The following is a 20,213-nucleotide window of genomic DNA, read 5'->3' as shown; positions in this document are numbered from 1 at the left end:
GATGATATTAGCAATAATTCTCATTTTTTACATTCGTGCGGTTGATAAGTATTTTTATTTAGATTAGAGTTAAAAATGATTAATGTTATTGAGATTGGTTTTCATTCATGTATATCTGCATATGCCACGGCGTCACAGACAAAAAAATAGTTCAAACCATTGAAGGTGGGGCAAATAGCATGCGTGAGCTCAGTAGAGAATTAGGTGTTGGCACACAGTGTGGTAAATGCACAAATTGCACCAAAAAAATACTGAATGAACAGCTTATAGACATTGTTAATGTCACTGAGCAAGTTGCTTAAAATTTATTGTAATAGGTGATTTTTGAAAAGGGTTTTAGGCCCTTTTTTAGTGGGCGTTTGACGAGAAGCGCTGAGTGTTTACGTATTTCACCTTTGTTTTATCAGTGCACCTATTTTGTGCGCTTGGTGCTAAAATAAAACTTGCCAATATAATATTCTCCTCTCATAAAGCAACATACTAAATACAACATGATCAGAGTATGTATACGCCTGCACTTTAGTCAACATGTATTGTGTTACGGTTATTGCTTCGGTAAATTAATTTCTTGAGTTCAGTCATGGAGTTCGTTATGGTGTGCAAATATTTAATTCATTGATTATTTTGTGCAGAAATCATTCTTTTTAATCATCATTTTACTATGTCAGCCTCTGCTGGACAGTTTTGATGTTGAAAATAATAATGATGCCTTCCATTTAACGACCCATTTACTGAGTGCTGCACAAACCTTAGAGGCGCATTGCACAGCTTCTAACGATCATGAGCGCCACACACTTCAGCATGACAATTTAAGTAGCCAACTTTCAGAAGCTGCAGACGAAGCAGATTGTCACGTCTGCCATATAAGCCATATATTATGGCTCGAAATCTTAACATTTAACATTGGTTTTCAGTCTGTACTTAACTATCAAAGTACGACAGCATTCATCAATGCACAGCATACAGTACTGTTACGCCCTCCTATTGCTTAGTAATTAAACACCTCCAAACGTTTATTTTAATAATTACTAAGAGTTAAAAAATATGAAAAGTGTAAGCTATATGGACACTATGTCCATGATAGGCGCTCTTTGCGTCTGTTTTTTATTATTACTGCCGCTTTCTTTAAAAGCCCAAGAAAGTGAGCATAAGCACGAGCCAAACCCCGAGATTGAACTGACTCCCGCGCAACAGTTAACAGCGGGTATTGAGAGTCAAGCTTTAGCGTTAAGCAAAGGAAAAACGTTACTGATGGCGCCCGCTGAAGTTGTGAGTAATGATTTTACTACTGAATTGGTGAGTGTTGCTGTCGCATCACAAGTAAAGTCTCGCTACGTGAGTTTAGGTGAGGAGGTTGCCCCACAACAGAAGCTCGCAACGTTATACAGTTATGAAGTCGCAAAAGCACAGATCCGTTATCGCTTAGCTGAAGATGAATGGCAACGAGTCACCTTGTTACAAGGAGAGGCGGTGAGCGATAAAGAGTTTCTGTTGGGTAAAGCCGAACGTCAGGCTGCCGCCAGTCAGTTAAGGGAGTATGGGTTTAGTGAAAAAGACATCGAAAAAACCCGACTGAAGGCGCCACACCTACTCGGTCTATATAGTGTCTATGCGCAGATTGGCGGCAGTATTTTAGCTGAAGAGTTGACCATAGGACGCCGGTTTTTTTCAGGAGATGTGATAGCGAAAGTGAGTAATGAAGAGCAAGTATGGGTAGCAGCTCGATTTCCACAAAACACAGATTTAACAATATTAAAGAATGCTTCTATTCGTATTAAACTAGAAGATAAAACCTTTACTGCGCAGTTATTGCAAACTGGGCATAGTATTGACCCGATAACACGCACCGCTATTGTGCAATTGGTTGTAGATAACCCCAGTCATGATCTTCATACTGGCATGTTCGTTATGTCTGAATTTGCCGTCACCAGTACAAAGCCGCAGCTACTCATACCTAAGGATGCAGTAAGTCAAAATTCAGACGGTGATTGGCAAGTATTTATTGAGTCAAAGCCAAACCATTTTTTCGCTAAAGAAGTGGGTGTAAACATGGATTATGGTGACAAGGTAGCCATAACTGGGATACGTATTGGTGAAAAAATTGTCACGCAAGGTGTGTTCTTCCTAAATGCTCAGGCTAAGAAATCTAGCTTTGATGTCCACAACCACTGAGGGGTACCCTATGTTTAATCGATTGATAGGCATGGCTATTGAGCACAGAGTGTTGGTATTGGCTGCCTTTTTAACCGCGACGATATTGAGCGTGATGCAAGCATCTAAACTTAGTCTTGATGCATTTCCGGATGTGACCAATATTCAAGTCGCCGTAAATACGCAAGCGCCAGGCTTAGGTGCAGAGGAGGTGGAAAAACTCATTACATATCCGATTGAATCGCTGATGTACGCATTGCCTGATGTAGAACAAGTTCGCTCAATCTCTAAAACGGGGCTCAGCGGGATCACTGTGGTTTTTAAAGAAGGTGTAGACATATATTTTGCTCGGCAGTTAGTGTTTGAGCGGTTACAAGAAGCGAAAAGCCTCATACCACGTGATATTGGTACACCTCAAATAGGGCCTAACACGTCTGGATTGGGGCAAGTATTCCAGTATGTGTTGAAAACTAGCCCAGGAGCAGAGGTTGATTTAATGACGTTGCGTAGCTTGAATGATTGGTTGGTAAAACGCTTATTGATGCCAGTCGATGGTGTTACCGACGTATTGTCATTCGGTGGGCAAGTTAAACAATATCAAGTCTTATTAGACACAGAGAAGTTACTTGCCTACGGGATTGCTCAGTCGCAAGTGATGGAAGCACTGTCTGACAATAATCAAAATGCTGGTGGGTGGTATCTTCCTAGAAGTGCAGAACAAGTGAGTATCAGAGGCAGTGGGTGGTTTAAAAGTGACCAGGAAGGCCTCGCGGAGATCGCCAATGTGGCAGTAAAGGTACAAAATGGTACGGTGGTTACAATTGCCGATCTTGCTACTGTGACAATGGGCCCTGAAATTCGTCAAGGGGCCGTCACACTGTCTTCAAAAAGCGAAGAGGGTATTGTGACGCAGCACGGAGAAGTGATCAGCGGTATCATTTTGAAAAGAATGGGCGCAAATACTTCCGCTACGATTGCGAGTGTGAGTACGATTATACCATTGATAAATAAAGCGTTGCCTGACGGTGTCACTGTAGAGCCTATCTATAATCAGTCTAATTTAGTTAATGCTGCTGTTATGACCATTACTCAAGCATTACTAAGTGCGTTTGTTATGATCTTCTTCGTGTTATGGCTTTTTATGCTTGATATAACGGTCACAGTTTTGGTGCTACTGGCTATCCCAATTTCAATTGCTGTGGCTTTGATGATGCTTAATGTATTTGGGATCTTCGCCAACTTAATGTCGTTAGGTGGGCTGGCTGTGGCAATTGGGTTACTGGTTGATGGCTCTGTTGTAATGGTTGAGCGTTTATTTCATCAAGCTAAACAAGGAAAAGGAAATGATATACAGCGTCTTAAGTTGGGGGCTCAGCAAGTCGCTAAGCCTATATTATTTGCAACGAGCATTATTATAACGGTGTTTTTACCATTATTTAGTTTTGAGGGCGTTGAAGCTAAGCTGTTTGAGCCTATGGCAATGAGTATTATCTTTGCACTCATTGCTGCATTGTTGGTAGCGTTGTTTTTACTGCCAGCATTAGCGACTTTTTTACTCAAAACGTCACAACCAAACAGTGAACCAAAATGGTTACGGAAATTGGTTAGAGCGTATGAATTAAGCTTGATTTGGAGTTTAAATCACTTAGGGGTCATGTTCTTATTTATTCTCAGTACAAGCATCGCCGCAGTGTACTCATTTAAGCAGCTTGGCAGTGAGTTTGTGCCCACCTTGGAAGAGGGAACGCTGAATTTACGCGTCACACTTGCTCCATCTGCGAGTTTAGACACTTCTTTGGCGTTAACGCCTAAAATTGAACAACAACTCATGACGTTTCCTGAAGTGACGTATACGCTCAGCCGAGTGGGCCGCCCTGAGTTGGGAGGTGATCCTGAGCCAGTAAATAATATTGAAATTTACATTGGGCTGAAACCAAGACATACATGGCAAAGTGGTCGAACACGTCAAGAGTTAGAAAAAGCCATGTTTGATAAATTAGCTATTTTCCCGGGAATTTTACTGACATTTTCTCAACCCATTGCGACGAGAGTCGACGAGTTGTTATCAGGGGTTAAAGCTCAGCTATCAATTAAGTTAAGTGGGCCTGAACTAGAGGGGTTGAGTGAACATGCGCAGAGAATAGCCGAAGCTGTAAAAGATGTAGAAGGGGCAGTTGATGTATCCGCTGAGCAATTAGGCGGAGAATTGCAGCTTATTATTACGCCTAAACGTGCAATATTATCTCGCTATGGTTTAGCAGTTAAAGATGTTATGAATGTTATATCCCAAGGTATTGGGGGGGCGTCAGCTGGGCAGATCATCGTCTCAAATGAACGATATGATATTCAAGTGCGCTTGCAGGCAGATGAGCGAAGGAGCCCTGAAGCAATCGGTCGTATTAAGCTGTTATCGCCGACGGGTGCATGGCTAACTTTGTCACAAGTGGCCAATATAAATTATCAGCAAGGTCCCGCTCAAATTAGGAGAGATGATGTACAAAGGCGTATTGTGATTCAAGCAAATGTTGCTGGCAGAGATATGGGCGGGGTGGTTGAGGATATACAAAATAAATTGGATGCGATGACACTGCCACCGGGATATAGCGTGACTATTGGTGGGCAATTTGAAAGCCAGCAACGCGCAAACGCTAAGCTCATGTTGGTTATTCCGATGGCGCTTATGGGCGTTCTATTACTGCTATATTTGGAATTTGACTCACTCAGGCAAACGTTGATTGTTGCGTGTGCTATTCCATTGTCATTGATTGGTGGCGTGATTGCACTCTATTGGTCAGGGCTTCATCTGTCTGTAGCGAGTGCGATCGGGTTTATTACTTTGTTTGGAGTCGCGGTGTTAAATGGGGTGGTCTTGGTTGACAGCATAAACCGTCAACGCAGTGAATATGTATTAACCAAGGCAATAGTAGAAGGTGCGAAGTCTCGTTTTACTCCAGTATTAATGACCGCAATTACGTCGATATTGGGGCTATTGCCCATCTTGTTCATTACCACCACAGGTGCTGAAATTCAAAAACCACTTGCAACAGTCATTATTGGCGGCATTTTCTCGGCAACGATATTAACCCTCTATATTTTACCAAACTTATATTTTCGAGCTCATAAGTAACTCTAGAACGCATAGCAAGCTTTTTGTTATGCGTTTATTAATCACAATATAAATAAAAATCATTTGCAATAACGTTTGTGCGGTGTATATTCCCTATACCTCATACCCATTTTGTATTTCGCGCTGTGTTACGTACTTAAATTACGGCCGCTGGTTTACAAATGGCCTTGTTATTGGATTTGAATTTATGTCATTGACTGAGCAACTTAAAAAGTACCCTAACGATTATGTAGATTTAGCACTGAGCCCCTGGCAAAGTAATATATTGGCAGGAAATCATGCCTATGAACGGGGCGCATTTTTAGAGGCAAGAGACAAATACATGGCTGCTTGGACGCTCGCAACACATTTGTTAGAGCAATTTTGTAAAGCACATGTTGATCATAATGTTTTAAGTGCTATTGAGCACTGTTGCCCTGCGGTTGTTGTTGCAGCGCATAATTTAGCTGATTGTTATTTAGCAATGGGGCAAGCAACTCCGGCGTGTCACAAGTTGTGTGATGCCCATGAGTTAGTTTCAAAGTTGAGGCAACACCCTGATGAAGATATTGCTCGTATTGCTCACCATCATGTGAATAAAACGAGGCAAGAATTACTACATTTTGCAAGTCACCATCCCCACTTTCCAGAGCTGATCGTGCAAGTTAATAGTAGCATTAACATACACATTGAACGTTCAGTTACTTTACATTAGTACAAAAAACGAGGAATAATCATGGCTTTTACTCTACCGGCACTGCCATACGCTTACGATGCATTAGAGCCACACATTGATGCAAAAACGATGGAAATTCACCATACGTTGCATCATCAAACATATATCAATAAAGCAAATGCAGCACTTGAAGGGTCTGAGTTTGCAGATAAACCTACTCAGTGGCTTTTAAATAATATAAAGACACTCCCAGAATCATTACAAAAAGCAGTGCAAGAGCACGTTGGCGGTCATAATAACCACAGCTTGTTTTGGGAAGTAATGAGCCCAACAGGGGGCACATTGCAAGCGGGTAAGTTAGCGACTGCAATCGATGAGAAATTTGGTGGTTTTGACGAATTTAAAGCGCAATTCACTGCGGCAGCAGTCAGTCGCTTTGGGAGTGGTTGGGCGTGGCTTGTTGTTGATGAAAATAAGCAACTACAAGTGACTAGCAGCTTAAATCAAGACAGCCCATTTATGGATATGCACACGCCGATACTTGGTTTAGATGTATGGGAACATGCTTACTATTTAAAATATCAAAACCGTCGCCCTGAATATATTGCAGCATTTTATAATGTTGTAAATTGGGAAGACGTAGAACGTCGCTTTTTAGGCGCATTGTGATCAGTTAGATAATGAATAAGTGGTTCTGGGTATTTATATTCAGTACCATTTCCGGCCACCCAATACAAAAAATATACGTTACTATACTCGGTATCTGTATTGAAATGGGTGGTTTATGTATTCTCCAGAAGTATGTCAGCAAGCACGAAAAAGTAGAGATCATCGGTTTGATGGGCTCTTTTTTGTTGCCGTCAAAAGTACGGGTATTTATTGCCGCCCGATCTGTCCAGCCCCCGCTGCCCATGAAAAAAATGTAACCTATTACGAGCATGCGTATCATGCAGCTGATGCTGGCTTTAGGCCATGTATTCGGTGCAGGCCAGACTCTGCCCCAGGCAGTTATGCCTGGTTAGGCGTCGAAACAACGGCCGTCAGAGCGAAAAAGTTAATAGATGAAGGCGCATTAAGCAGCATGTCTGTTGGACAGCTAGCTGATAGGCTTGGGATATCTCAGCGTTACTTGAACGCCCTATTTAAAAAATACTATGGCACAAGTCCTAAGCAATATGACTTGTATAAGCAGTGTGACTTAGCGAAGCAATTACTGCAGCAAACCCGCTTGCCTGTGTCTCAAATTGCATTTGCCAGTGGTTTTAATTCATTACGCCGCTTTAATGATGCTTTTGGAAGGCTGTTGTCATTGAGTCCTAGCCAGTTTCGTAAAGAACGTGATGTATTTGATGCTCCGATCAGCCTCTTTATGGCGTTTCGACCTCCTTATAATTGGAAAGCATTTCATCAGTTTTTAAGCGTGCGCTTAATCGAACCTATAGAGTGGCTCACACAGACAAGTTATGGAAGGAGCTTTTCTTTATCAGGTTATAGCGGTGCGTTTACCGCATATTTTGATGCACAACGCCATGGTTTTAAGGTCGAAATTACAATTAATGATATACGTGGTTTACATTTAGTTGTCGCTAACATTCGTCGAGTATTAGATTTAGATGCCGACCCCGAATTTATTAACCAACACATTAGCCAATACTTACCGGAAGATGTTGTGTTAGTGGAGGGGCTGCGTTTACCTGGTATTTGGGACCCATTTGAAGCTGGAATAAGGGCAGTTTTAGGTCAGCAGGTAAGTGTAAAGGCGGCTAGGAACTTGTTGTGTAAACTAGTTGATAATAAGGGAGAAGAGGGGAAGCTTGGTGATATCCTCTTCCCAAATCCAGCCACATTGCATACTTGTGATTTTGACTTTTTTAAAATGCCAGCATCACGAAAGTCGGCACTAAAGAGTTTAGCGAGTTTCTGCTTATCGCAAAGTGAAAACGATGATTTAAGCGCTTGGCTGTCAATAAAAGGCATTGGCCCTTGGACAGTTGACTACGCGAAAATGAGAGGCCAAAGCAACCCTGATGTTTATTTGGGTGGTGATCTGGGTGTTAAGAAAGCGTTTGCACAGGTTGGTCATCTAGATACAGAAAAATGTGCCCCTTTTCGAAGTTATCTTACATTTCAATTGTGGAGTACTCTTTAATTATAAAGTTCGCAGTGCGTTTAGGGCAGCAAAATTGACTCACTTGATTATACTGTTATGAAGAGTGATTTTTTGGGCCTGATTTTGTTATTACGTAGTTTGGTTTATGCCATTGTTAGTGTGAGTTCATCACTGTCTTTTGCTGTTGAGGTGACTTTTTGCTATGAAGATAAAGAGTTGTCGCCGGCATATATGGGGAACGGACAAGGCATTCCACGAAACAAACCCGGTGCTGCAATTGAAATTCTTCGGCACGTGGATGTGGGACTGCCAGAAATAACCATTAAATATGTACGTAAGCCTTGGCAACGATGCTTACATGAATTGAAAAAGAATAAAGTACATGCTGTGATCGCCAGTTATAGGCCAGAGCGAACAGAATTTATGCAGTACCCAATTAAATCCGACTCTACTATTAACCCAGCTATGGCTATCAGTCGGTTTGGTCGCTGTTTGGTAGGAAAGCAGATTTTTTATCAACATATGGAGCAACAAGACAAGACTTTCTCGTTAGCAATTCCAACGGGATATTCAGCAGCCTCGAGTCTAGATGCAAAACGCTTTGCGATAGTACGTACCAATTCCCAAACGCAATCTTATGAATTGGTAATGAAAGATGTGGTTGATGGCACAATAGGGTTGTGTTTGATCAACGGAGAGAAAGTGCGTGCGTACCCCTATTCAAAGGAGCTTGTGTCAGTTTACCCACCATTCGATATGAGTTATGGCTTTTTAACTTTTTCAAAAGAATTTTTTGCCGAGCATCAGAATGAAATTGAAACAGTTTGGTCGCTTTTAGCCACAATACCCGTCGCTGAGTTTTATATGGATTACCTTGAAATGGATGAAGATGCTTTGGAATAAGCACGCTGTTTTAATGAGTCGTCATGTCATCATAGAAAATTGCACAGAGGTTGGGTAGACTACAGCTCATTTCTATCATCAGTAACGGTTTGGTATGGCTCAACTCTATTTTTATTATTCAGCAATGAATGCTGGTAAATCGACAACTCTATTGCAATCTGCGTTTAATTATCGTGAACGTGGCATGAACCCGTTCATATTGACTGCAGCAATTGATAACCGTGAACAAGTAGGTAAAGTTGCGTCAAGAATTGGGTTGCAAGCTGATGCACATGTTTATGCCAACGATACGGATTTACATAAGCTCATTAAAAGTCATCATGAGCAGGCCAAACTCGATTGCATTTTAGTTGATGAATGCCAGTTTTTAACTAAACAGCAAGTAGATGAGTTAACCGATGTGGTTGATAAACTGGAGATACCCGTTTTGTGTTATGGACTCAGGACTGATTTTAGAAGTGAGCTATTTGAAGGCTCTCAATACTTGTTAGCTTGGGCTGACAAATTGATCGAGTTAAAAACCATTTGTCACTGCGGGCGTAAAGCGAATCGGGTGTTGCGCACTGATGAACATGGACAAGCTATTGCAGATGGTGCGCAAGTTGAAATTGGCGGAAACGATCGGTATGTCTCAGTATGCCGGACCCATTATAAAATGGCGTTAAATCAATTTTAAAACTTGAAAAATAACGCTGTAGAGCCCAAGCTTAGAGGTAAAACTTCTTGAGCTATTATGACGAATAAAAATGAACCACTGGCGTTGTTCAGGAGTGAGCCTAAACAACATAAATCTCAATCAGCGCTTGAAACAAAATTAGCCCCATGGTTAGTCTTAGTTGTAGATGATGATGAGTCTATTCATCAGTTGTCTACGCTGGTTTTAAGAGGTTATCAATTTGAGCAACGTGCTCTTAAACTATTACACGCTTACAGTAAATCTGAAGCGCTTACCATATTACAAGACTCCCCAGACATTGCCTTAGTACTACTTGATGTCATTATGGAGACTAATGAGGCTGGGTTAGAATGTGCTCAAGAAATCAGACAAACGCTTTGTAATGAGTCGGTGAGAATTGTACTCAGAACAGGCCAACCAGGTTCAATTCCAGAGCATGAGCTAATGCTCAAGTATGATATTAATGACTATAAAAACAAAACTGAATTGACCAAAGAGCGTTTGTATACCGTGATAACCGCTTCGTTACGTTCATACGAACACTTGGTTAAATTAGCAAATATGGCAGAAAAGTTAGCTTCATTTAATGAGGAGCTTGAAGAGTGTGTCGCGATAAGAACAAATGAATTAGAACAGCGTAATGCTGCGCTACTGATTGCGCAACAAAAGATTGATGCGCAGCAGCAGGTACTAGTGCAACAAGAAAAGTTAGCGTCTGTCGGTCAGTTAGCGGCTGGGATCGCCCATGAAATTAATAATCCGTTAAGTGCGATAAGTAGTAATAACGAGTTTATTTCTGAATATTTTGATAAGTTATATAGCGCATGGTCAAAGTTGCGGTTGGCCACACAAGAGCACCAGGAACTGACCGCACTTATGAGTGACATTGAAGGTCAATTTGACTTACTTTGGATCGAAGGTGAAAGCCAAGACTTAGTGAACGAAACGAAACAAGGGTTAACTCGAATCGCAAACATTGTAAAAGACTTAAATGTTTTCACTAACTCAAGCCAGCAGGTTACATCTGGAAATTATATTGATGAGATATTACATACCGTGCTTGGTGAACTAAACATTGAGTTATCAGCATCATTCAGAATGCACATCAACTGTGACGATGCGTTTAACGCCGCCCCGGATCTGCTAAGTCAAGCTTTAAGTTGTATAGTCAAAAATGCACTAGAATCACAGTGTAGCATGAATCATCGTGTTGAAATATCCGCAAAACGTAAAGAGCGCTGCTTAGAGGTGGCTATCACCGATTGGGGTTGTGGAATTTCCGAAGATAGTATCCATCAGATATTTGATCCATTTTATACGTCTAAGCCGATAGGCTCCGCGACAGGACTTGGTTTGACCATCGCCAATTCCATTGTAAAAAGTCATAATGGCACCATTCATGTTGACAGCAAAGTTGACTTTGGGAGCACCTTCACTGTTATGTTTCCATTTTGGTAAAGTCGATTGCTACTGATTAGCGCGAGCGAGGATACATCACTACGTCAAGGCTTGATGAGCTTGTGTGTCTACAGCGTATCATTTAAGTAATAATGATACGCTGTAAACGCTACTATTTGTGTAAAGCTTGGCGCTGTGCTTGCGTCATGAATGACCATGCTAAGAAACGACTTTGCTTTTGGCCTTGGGCCATTTTAATTACTTTAACCTCTAAAGGAGTTACCTTGTTTAACGCTTTTTTAAGTGGCTGTAAGTTATCTTTATTTGAGACTAAAGAGGTAAACCAGCCACACTGCTGCGAGTATAATTTGCTCTCAGCAATCATATTTTTGATGAAGCGCAATTCACCACCCTCGCACCAGAGTTCAGGCGCATGACCACCAAAGTTAAGGGTTTTAGGGGGGACTTTTTTTAGGTTTTTCCACTTTCGTGCTGTACCCGCTTGTGCTGCCTGCTCACTGCTATGAAATGGTGGGTTGCACATGCTAAAACTGAGGGTGTCGGTAGCAGAAATAATATGCTTAAAAGTAGAGCGTGGCTCGACCTGATGGCGAAGTTTTACGTTTAAATTATTAGCAGAGCAAATTGTTTGTGCACTTTTCACGGCTTTTAAATTAACATCAGTACCAATAAATTGCCATTTGTATTCCGCACATCCTAATAAAGGGTAAATGACATTAGCGCCCGTACCAATATCTAGCCCTGTGATCTTGGTAGTCTTTATATCTAAATCATCTGCTAATAGATCAGCAATTGCGTGAATGTAATCTGCTCGGCCGGGAACTGGTGGGCATAAAAATTCATCGGCAATGTCCCAGTGTTCAATATTGTAATGGTGTTTTAGCAGCGCTTTATTGAGCGTTTTTACCGCTACTTTATTTGAAAAATCAATGCTAGTGCCACCTCTTGGTGTCACTGTGGTGAATTTAGATAATGATGGCAGTGCGACAACCAAAGACTCAAAATTATAACCGTGCTTATGTTTATTTCGTGGGTGCATAAAAGTTCAGACTAGTAAAGTTGCCTCTATTATAGCGAACTCATCGTCTGCTCGACTAGTATTGAATTAGAGATTGGCATCTTGTTGCTGTAATAAAAAACAACTGGTACGATGAGGTAGTTCTATACAATAACAATGAATAAAAAAGTGATTAAACAAAACTCTTTGCATACTCAGTTGCTCGATAAACAAACTTTGCACTTACGCCATATTTATCAAGAAGGTGCAAAAGGCCCGAGTGTTTTTTTCATGCATGGTGCAGTTGAAAATGGCAAGATTTTTTATTCAGTAAAAAATAAAGGGCTTGCGCCATTTTTAGCCTCTCATGGCTTTCATTGTTATGTGGCTGATTTACGAGGGCGGGGCGAAAGCTTACCTGCAATATCATCAAGTTCTGAGTATGGCCAAAGTGAATCAATTATTGAAGACTTGCCCGCTATGTTGAATTTTATTGAACATCACCACGGTGACTTCCCTAAGTATTGGGTTGCTCATTCTTGGGGTGGCGTACTCATGAATAGTTATTTTGCCCGTTTTCCTGAAACGGTGAATAAAGTGGCGTCATGTGTGTATTTTGGCTCTAAACGCAGTTTATATAACCATCATGTTAGTAAATATTTTCAGGCCAATTTATTGTGGTTTGGACTGGCTCATTTCTACACTAAAAAACATGGTTATTTGCCGGCTAAGACATTGAAGTGGGGGAGTGATAATGAAACGAGAAAGTCTCACAAGCAAAGTGCACAATGGGCAAAAAGAGCGCCTTGGATAGACAGTGATGACGGGTTTGATTATGCGCAAGAGTTGCTGGGTAAAGCATTGCCGCCTACTTTACATGTTGCTGGCGTGAAAGATAAAGCGCTGGCACAACCCATAGATATTCAAAAATTTATAGATGAGTCTGGGTGTGGTGTCCAGCAACTGTCGGTGTACGGGCGTCAATATGGACATAAACATGATTATGGCCATATTGATATGTTAACGCATAAATGTGCGTGTGATGATCAGTTTAAGGATCTGTTGTCGTGGTTTGAGCGTTATGATCAGCCGGAAGCATCGTTGACATAAGCTTTTCGTAGTGACGCCAGTTAGAGCGTGGTGCTTGGTTTAACGGTTGTCTGACTTGGGCCTTACTCAATGTATTTACTTTGTGGCGGGCTTTATGAAACTCTAAGCATTCAGGCTGAAACTCTTGATACATGAAGTTTAATACTTTACGGATCTCAAGGGCGGGTTCATCCAGTAAATCTTCGTAGCTTATACTATATATATTTCGCGGTATCATTGCTTTGAAATGCGACATAGTATCGTCATGGAACTGTGCATAAGCCTGGAATTCCGTAAGAGAACAAAAGTAAGGCTCATTTTCAGCAAAGTGATTGCTAAATACAGACCAAGCTGTAGCGTGAAAGTTGCGGGTTAAATGTATAATACGTGCATCTGGAAATAACTTGTATATTAAACCTATATTTTGAAAATTAGCAGGGAGCTTATTGATAACGGCTTGCTCACCCACACGCAGTTTTTTAATTTCGTCGATGTACAATGAACGACAATGGTCGAGCACCGAGGTCGTTAGGTTATGTAAACAATTAGGGAATGGAGACTCTGAACGATGCGTTAAAAAGGGGACTAGTTTATCACTGATCACAGTACTTTCGCCCATGCTACCGATGTTTGTATGTTGAAGGAGCATTTGCTCGAGCAAGGTAGAGCCTGTTCGAGGTAGTCCAAGAATGAATGTAGGTACAAATGTAGTATTTACTGTGTCTTGTGGGGTCGCAAAGAAATCCGTATTGCAGCGCGCTTTGATACTTGAGAAAAAAGGCTGCATATATTCTGTTTTAAAATCACAATATTCTAGCTGTGTGCTATTGGCTAATTTAAAGTAATCAAATGCTTGGTTATAGTCCGCTAAACGATGGCAGCATTTGGCAAGCGCATAATAAACGACCACCTTGAGGCGTTTATTATTATATTCATTTAACAACTCATGTAGCGGGGTTAAATATCCTTCTAACTCTGTTTTTGGTACAATTTGCACTAATTCATACAGCATGAATGCGGTTACAGCACCTTTTGGGCACATGATGCCTTTTTCAAAAGTCCGTTTGGCATTATCAATAAAGCCATGATCTAAATAGAATTGACCTAATTCATAATGTGCTTGCGCGTTGTGTCTAGCAACGGTTAAGGTGTATTCTAATACTGTTTTAGCGTCAACTGGCGAACCGGCCTCAATAAATGCATCGGCAAGCGCGAATAATGGGTCGAGCATTTTTGGTAAGAATTCACAGGCTCTTTTTAAGTAATAGATTGCACTGTCATATTCTTCAAGGCGCATACAGATCCGGCCAAGGCCAAAAAGGGCAGGGCCATTTTTATTGTTTTCTTTCAACACGGCCTTAAACATAAACTCGGCTTCGCGTAATTTATCGTCGGCCAATAGTTCGTTGGCTCTTTTTAGTAGTAACATGTGATTTGTATGAAGATAGAGTCAATGGATAGATAATAAAAATAAAAAGGCGAAATAGCCAATGCCATTTCGCCTTTACTGCTGGGTGACAGTTTTTTTAGAACGTATATGTTGCTTTTACGTAGTAAAAACCACCATTAATTCCATATGGTGATGTTTCATAATATTTACCACCCCAGTTGTTGTTTGGTATTTGAGTCTTATTGAAAAAGTCTAACTTTTCAGGTTCTTGATCAAATAGGTTGTTGGCACCCACACTGATACTAATTGAATCAGTTGCGAAGTAAGTTACCTCTGCATCAATGGTTACAGACGCATCTGCTGTCTTTGCAGTTGCATCATAATCTACGTGAACGCCTTGGTACTCACCAAAGTAATTGGCACGAACAAACGATGAAATTGTTTCCCATTGAGAAGACCAAGTAAATGATGAGCGATGTTTAGGTAAGTCTTCTTCTAAGCGTTTAACTTTAAATACCCCTGTGATGTCAGAAGATTTATCTACAGTTGTTTCATTCCAGTTGTATGCAAACGCGAAAGTCGAATACCCATCTAATAAGTCCATCGAGTAGTTAGCAACAACGTCAACACCTTGGGTCGTAGTATCAAAGTCATTTGTAAAGAAACTCACTTGTGCTAACCCATCAACATTTGGAACTCCCGCGGCTTTAAGTGTTTCCTTATCAGCCAGTGATAGCTCTATTTTTTCAGATTGACTAATACGATCTGTGACTTCAATGTTGTAGTAATCAATGGTTAAGAATAAATCACCAGACTGATAGACCGCACCTAATGTATAACTTTCAGACTCTTCAGGTTGTAGCTCAGTTCCTCCTTTTTGAACTGCGATTGGGTTTGTAGGAGGAAGAAGTGCCGAATCAACTAGTACACCGCTACTTAAGTTTGTTTGCACATTACTGACGTTTGCTTGACCTACTGTGGGTGCTCTAAAGCCAGTGCTGATTGATCCTCGGAACGACAAGTCATCAGTTGCTTGATACTGAGCAGTTACTTTATAGTTTGTGGTAGAACCAAATGAGTCATAGTCTTCAAAGCGTAAAGCCCACCCCATTAAAAACTCATCTGTAAATGGTGTTTCAACGTCTAAGTAGGCACCATAGTTACGACGTGTAAATACACCTGCAGCTGATGGTTGAAAACCTGGGAAACCATTAGAACCGATACCAAAGCCTTGTTGAGTTAGTGGACCTGGAATAAATGATGCTTCATCACCAGCAATAACTTCGAATGATTCTTCGTGCCACTCTAAACCCGCTGCAATGTTAACATCATAGGCCAAATCAAAATCATAACCTTTTGATATATCCGCGTTAAAGTTCTTTTCTAATTGAATATATTTACCCGGGCTAAAATCTTGTGGGCTATCAGGACCAAGCGATGCATTCACTGTGTTGGTGATGAAATACCGTGATTCATTGCGACCGACAGAGCCACTTATATCAAAGTAAGCACCTTCAAAATAGCCTTCATCAATTTCACCTTTGGTACCCACAGTGAACGACGTATCTGTGATATTACCACCAAAGAATGGAGTAAAGCCTGCTGGCAGTACCTGATTAAATGCAAAACAATTGGCCGCTGTTAGTGAATCTAATCCAGCTTGGTCAGGAAGCCCATTAGCACCTATTTCAACAACAGGGCAGTCTAATTGTTGCTCATACCCATCTAGCGAGCCGACTAAAATAGTTGGGTTGGCAGCATCCCATAGTTTTTGTTGCTCTACGTCATTTGGATCGCGGCGCATTGGCGTCCCATTAACGTTTCTAATGACACCGCCATATACACCTGGTCGTGTTGTTGGGTTACGGTAATAAAAACCGCCTTTAACGTCACGTTCTGAGTAGTTACCAAACATATAAAATTCATCGTTATTTGATAGCTCTAGGCCGACATTACCAAATAGCGAAATATCATCGTTAATTTCTGGCGCACCCCATACCTGAGCTGGGTTTCTAACACCTTCTAATCCTGCGTCAGTAAACGCTTGTGCATCGGGTCGTTGCACACTGCGGCTCGTCGCATCGGCTTCTTTATATTGAAAGCTTAAATTTGCGAAACCATTATCAGAAAAAGGTAAACCGACATTACCTTCATAGGTTGTGGTATCACCGTCACCCTCGAAAAATTGGCCCTTTTTCACTGAAAAACTACCGCCTTCGTCGGCATCTTTTAAGACAAAGTTGATAACTCCCGCAATTGCGTCAGAGCCATATTGTGCTGCTGCGCCATCACGAAGCACTTCTACTTGCTTTAAAGCAATGCTCGGGATAGTTGAAATATCAGGCCCTTGGGCACCATCGTTAATACCACCGCCTAAAAACGCAATAACAGATGAGCGGTGACGACGTTTACCATTTAACAAAATTAACGTGCTATCTGCGGGTAAACCACGTAAGTTTGCTGGTCGAACGAGTGATGCTGCATCACTAATCGGGTTTTGGTGCACGTTAAGCGAAGGCACTGAGCCTTTAAGTAGCTCAAGCATATCATCACCACCCCCTTTTGCTAATTCATCTCCGCCGATGATATCTATTGGTACTGGTGAGTCGCCAACGGATCTGGGGGCAGCTCGTGAACCGACTACCGCAATCTTTTCAATATTTTTTTCTTTAGCTTCATCCTCACCTGCGGCAAATGCCGAGGTAGTTAACATGCCCATTGAAGCTGTAGACGCAAGCGCATACGTGATAGCACGGCTTACCTTATTTATTTGTAATTTCATCCTGTTTCCCCAGTTGATTTATTGTTGTCATAAGTTAAAGAACGCTCAGAGTTATTATTTGCGCTTTTGAGTATATACATACCATTAACTTAAGATGCAAACATAATTTGCATTATTCCAAACTTAGCAGTGTTTTTACCAAAGGCAAACTATTTGATAAGTTTTTGTAATAAATAAGGGTTTTTGGCTGTTTTTTTAAACTCTTGGGTGGTTTTTTAATCGGAATTAGATGGTGCGAAAATCGCCGTATTATTCATTTTGGGGCATTAGATATGGTTTTCAACCATATTTTACGTGCTTGTCTATAGGTATCCCATACACAGGGGCAGCAACTCCCGCCACCGCAACAATCGTCTGACTCTGGTTTTTTTGGTTCCGGTGGAATTTGATTGATATTTTCATGATTTGTTTGGGACATAAACATAGCAACAATAAAGACTAAAATCGCATAGTAACATACTCGCATATTTTGCTACACTGTTCTCAATATACATACTAAACTATTGGTGATAATGCGCCTTATCAAAGTTGTTCACAAGGCTCCGTTGCGAGTGGCGAGGATCTCGAAGCGAAAACAACAAGTTCGCTTACGGCGTTCTATGCTTGCATTAAAAGTGGCTTTAGCTCAAGAAAAGCAAGAGACAAAAGAGATGCTGAGCATTTATAAACGCTACACAATGGGAGAGGGTAAAAAGGCTGAATTAAAAGTGGCGAACAAGCAGTTGGTCGATATTTGTAAAGGCCTTGGACTCGGTGTGTTTGCACTTTTGCCGTTTGCACCAATTACTATCCCATTAATCGTAAAATTAGGACAATGGGTTGGGGTTGACGTATTGCCTAGCTCTTTTTCTATTAATAACAAGTCAAATCAAAACCGTAAATAAGTGACCTTGAAGGTGTAAATTGGTATTCTAAACCTAGAATTTACCAGATAGAGAATATTATGCGCGGACTACTGATCCACTCTGATCAAGGAATACCATTACATTTTGTTGAGAAGGCAGACTTAGACTCTTGGCTTGATGAGCAGACACCATATGTTTCCAATGCTATTAAAGCATGTCGAGGTCAATCATCACCGGTATTTACACTCGCAGCAGAAGGCAGTTGTGAGTTACTATTAGTGTTATGTACGGTTGATACGTTAGATGATATGTGGCTAGCAGGTGACTTGGCAAAACAATTACCAAAGGGCCAGTATAAAATTCAAGGTAGTAATGAATTTGTGGGCCAACAAGCACTGAGCTTTGTACTGGGCGCTTATCAATTTTCGGCCTATAAATCATTGCCCCCTGTAGAATCCGTTTTAGCTATTAGCGATGAATCAACTTACCGTAAAGTGTCTCAGCAAGCTGAGTCGATTTATTTAGTGCGAGATCTGGTTAATACGCCTGCGGCAGACATGATGCCCCAGCATTTAGCTGAAATAATGCGAGAACTTGCGGACCGGTTTAACGGTCAGTTTGATGAGTTAGTGGGTGACGAGCTACTAGAGCATAACTATCCTACAGTTCATATGGTTGGTCGTGCCAGTGATAACAAACCAAGGCTACTTGATTTGGTATGGGGTGAAGAATTACATCCAAAGCTTACTTTAGTTGGTAAAGGGGTGTGTTTTGACTCTGGTGGTTTGGATCTTAAACCAGCTGCGGGTATGCGTAATATGAAAAAAGACATGGGTGGAGCAGCCCATGTTCTTGGCTTAGCACAAATGATAATGGCTGCAAATTTACCAGTTAGATTACGGGTAATAGTGCCAGCGGTAGAAAATGCAGTGTCACGTAATGCATTTAGACCCGGTGATGTGATAAAAACACGTAAAGGGATCACGGTAGAAATAGATAATACCGATGCTGAAGGCCGTTTAATTTTGTGTGATGCATTGGCAGAAGCACAAAATGAGCAACCTGATTTATTGCTGGATTTCGCGACTTTGACTGGCGCATGTCGCATCGCGTTAGGTACTGAATTACCGGGTTTCTTCAGTACGGATCAAAACGTTGCAAATGGGTTGGTTGAACAGGGCATGGTAAATCAAGATCCAGTTTGGCAACTTCCATTGTTTGATCAGTATAAAGGGTTATTCAAAAGTGATGTGGCAGATATTTCGAATTGTGGTTCAACCCCTTTTGGTGGGGCAATCACAGCAGCGTTGTACTTGAAAGAGTTTGTTGAGCCATCTCAAACCCCATGGGTTCACTTTGACGTAATGTCATGGAATATTCGTCCACTGCCAGGTAGACCCACAGGTGGTGAAGGCTTAGGCCTCAGAGCGACGTTCTCATATATTGAGAAGCGTTACAGCGTTTAGACTCTCACTTTGATTTTTAATATACCATGTGAAATGCGCAGCTTATTCAGCTGCGCTTTTTTATGCTTCACTATCGAATACTTCAAGTGATTGTATCTTTACCTTGCCAAGTTTTTATTCATTCTCTATGCGTTAAGTTAAATTCACATCAGGGAATTGGATATGCCACCACATCAATTAATTTATCTTAGTCAAACGAGTAGAGCGCTTACAAGCGTTTATTTTTTAGATATCCTAGAAGTCGTCAAACGAAATAATGCATCTTTAGGATTCTCGGGTAGCCTTTTTTATAACGGTGGATGGTTTTTGCAGATGTTAGAAGGTGACGTAACGGTTATTAATAGCGTGTATCGCCGCATCGAGCAAAATGAGAGACACCAACAGAGTCAGGTTATTTATCTAGGGACAGCAAGTTGCCGGGTTTATTCTGGCAGGACTATGAATATGATTAACCTAGAGAAAGAGCATGATAGCAAATATGATATTTTGGACGATATAATAAAAGCCGCCACCAGAGGTGGGTTAGTCGAGGGGCTATCACCTGCGGTAAAACGACTTAAGGTATTTTCGTCAGGCTATCTATTGCATAGTGCATGTTAAGTC

At 41.2% G+C, this 20,213-nt stretch carries 18 protein-coding genes; 14 read left to right on the top strand and 4 right to left on the bottom strand.

What is annotated here, in order from left to right; translation table 11 throughout:
• Positions 1-107 precede the first annotated feature (107 nt).
• The 10 genes from CWC18_RS12535 to CWC18_RS12490 all read left to right on the top strand — a co-directional run bounded on the left by CWC18_RS12535 (position 108) and on the right by CWC18_RS12490 (position 11,080).
• The gene (locus CWC18_RS12535; protein ID WP_138590219.1) at positions 108-302 is read left to right on the top strand and encodes a bacterioferritin-associated ferredoxin; all 195 of its coding nucleotides are present in this window, start codon (positions 108-110) and stop codon (positions 300-302) included.
• 324 nt (positions 303-626) lie between these two features.
• A complete protein-coding gene (locus CWC18_RS12530) occupies positions 627-992 on the top strand; it encodes a hypothetical protein (protein WP_138675377.1) in 366 nt (121 codons plus the stop codon).
• A 52-nt stretch (positions 993-1,044) separates the two neighbouring features.
• A complete protein-coding gene (locus CWC18_RS12525) occupies positions 1,045-2,172 on the top strand; it encodes an efflux RND transporter periplasmic adaptor subunit (protein ID WP_138675376.1) in 1,128 nt (375 codons plus the stop codon).
• A 10-nt stretch (positions 2,173-2,182) separates the two neighbouring features.
• Positions 2,183-5,278 (top strand): efflux RND transporter permease subunit, encoded by a 3,096-nt coding sequence (locus CWC18_RS12520; protein ID WP_138675375.1) that lies wholly within the window; start codon positions 2,183-2,185, stop codon positions 5,276-5,278.
• A gap of 187 nt (positions 5,279-5,465) precedes the next feature.
• Positions 5,466-5,972: a hypothetical protein gene (locus CWC18_RS12515; RefSeq protein WP_138590227.1), complete on the top strand. Its 507-nt coding sequence runs from the start codon at positions 5,466-5,468 to the stop codon at positions 5,970-5,972.
• 21 nt (positions 5,973-5,993) lie between these two features.
• A complete protein-coding gene (locus CWC18_RS12510) occupies positions 5,994-6,602 on the top strand; it encodes a superoxide dismutase (RefSeq protein ID WP_138590229.1) in 609 nt (202 codons plus the stop codon).
• A 115-nt stretch (positions 6,603-6,717) separates the two neighbouring features.
• The gene (locus tag CWC18_RS12505) at positions 6,718-8,082 is read left to right on the top strand and encodes a DNA-3-methyladenine glycosylase 2 family protein (protein WP_138590231.1); all 1,365 of its coding nucleotides are present in this window, start codon (positions 6,718-6,720) and stop codon (positions 8,080-8,082) included.
• Positions 8,083-8,166: 84 nt separating this feature from the next.
• Entirely contained in the window at positions 8,167-8,946 is a 780-nt protein-coding gene (locus CWC18_RS12500; RefSeq protein WP_138590233.1) for an amino acid ABC transporter substrate-binding protein, read from the top strand.
• A 94-nt stretch (positions 8,947-9,040) separates the two neighbouring features.
• Positions 9,041-9,622, top strand: a complete 582-nt coding sequence (locus tag CWC18_RS12495; RefSeq protein WP_138590235.1) for a thymidine kinase — start codon at positions 9,041-9,043, stop codon at positions 9,620-9,622.
• A 57-nt stretch (positions 9,623-9,679) separates the two neighbouring features.
• Positions 9,680-11,080, top strand: a complete 1,401-nt coding sequence (locus CWC18_RS12490) for an ATP-binding protein (protein WP_138590236.1) — start codon at positions 9,680-9,682, stop codon at positions 11,078-11,080.
• A gap of 112 nt (positions 11,081-11,192) precedes the next feature.
• On the opposite strand, the gene rlmF is transcribed toward CWC18_RS12490, so the two are convergent.
• Positions 11,193-12,080, bottom strand: a complete 888-nt coding sequence (gene rlmF / locus CWC18_RS12485; protein WP_138675373.1) for a 23S rRNA (adenine(1618)-N(6))-methyltransferase RlmF — start codon at positions 12,078-12,080, stop codon at positions 11,193-11,195.
• Positions 12,081-12,215: 135 nt separating this feature from the next.
• Here rlmF and CWC18_RS12480 point away from each other — a divergent pair, with 135 nt between their 5' ends.
• Complete coding sequence (locus tag CWC18_RS12480; RefSeq protein ID WP_138590240.1) at positions 12,216-13,148, top strand: alpha/beta fold hydrolase; 933 nt, start codon at positions 12,216-12,218, stop codon at positions 13,146-13,148.
• On the opposite strand, the gene CWC18_RS12475 is transcribed toward CWC18_RS12480, so the two are convergent.
• From CWC18_RS12475 to CWC18_RS12465, 3 genes are all read right to left on the bottom strand, one after another.
• Positions 13,090-14,556 (bottom strand): tetratricopeptide repeat-containing sulfotransferase family protein, encoded by a 1,467-nt coding sequence (locus CWC18_RS12475; RefSeq protein WP_138590242.1) that lies wholly within the window; start codon positions 14,554-14,556, stop codon positions 13,090-13,092. The two genes, CWC18_RS12480 and CWC18_RS12475, sit on opposite strands and share 59 nt — an antisense overlap.
• Before the next feature lie 97 nt (positions 14,557-14,653).
• Positions 14,654-17,299: a TonB-dependent receptor plug domain-containing protein gene (locus CWC18_RS12470; protein WP_138590244.1), complete on the bottom strand. Its 2,646-nt coding sequence runs from the start codon at positions 17,297-17,299 to the stop codon at positions 14,654-14,656.
• Positions 17,300-17,552: 253 nt separating this feature from the next.
• Positions 17,553-17,717 carry an oxidoreductase-like domain-containing protein gene (locus CWC18_RS12465; RefSeq protein WP_138675380.1) on the bottom strand — a complete coding sequence of 55 codons (165 nt, stop codon included), beginning with the start codon at positions 17,715-17,717 and terminating at the stop codon, positions 17,553-17,555.
• Between the two features lie 94 nt (positions 17,718-17,811).
• Here CWC18_RS12465 and CWC18_RS12460 point away from each other — a divergent pair, with 94 nt between their 5' ends.
• From CWC18_RS12460 to CWC18_RS12450, 3 genes are all read left to right on the top strand, one after another.
• On the top strand, positions 17,812-18,183 hold the full coding sequence (locus CWC18_RS12460; RefSeq protein WP_138590246.1) for a hypothetical protein: 372 nt from the start codon (positions 17,812-17,814) through the stop codon (positions 18,181-18,183).
• Positions 18,184-18,242: 59 nt separating this feature from the next.
• Positions 18,243-19,610 carry a leucyl aminopeptidase family protein gene (locus CWC18_RS12455; protein ID WP_138590248.1) on the top strand — a complete coding sequence of 456 codons (1,368 nt, stop codon included), beginning with the start codon at positions 18,243-18,245 and terminating at the stop codon, positions 19,608-19,610.
• 162 nt (positions 19,611-19,772) lie between these two features.
• Positions 19,773-20,210, top strand: a complete 438-nt coding sequence (locus CWC18_RS12450) for a BLUF domain-containing protein (protein WP_138590249.1) — start codon at positions 19,773-19,775, stop codon at positions 20,208-20,210.
• Positions 20,211-20,213 lie beyond the last annotated feature (3 nt).

It is taken from the genome of Pseudoalteromonas aurantia (assembly GCF_005886875.1).
In the GTDB taxonomy this organism is placed as follows: Bacteria; Pseudomonadota; Gammaproteobacteria; order Enterobacterales; family Alteromonadaceae; genus Pseudoalteromonas; species Pseudoalteromonas aurantia_A.
This window is presented reverse-complemented; position numbering and strand designations above follow the sequence as displayed.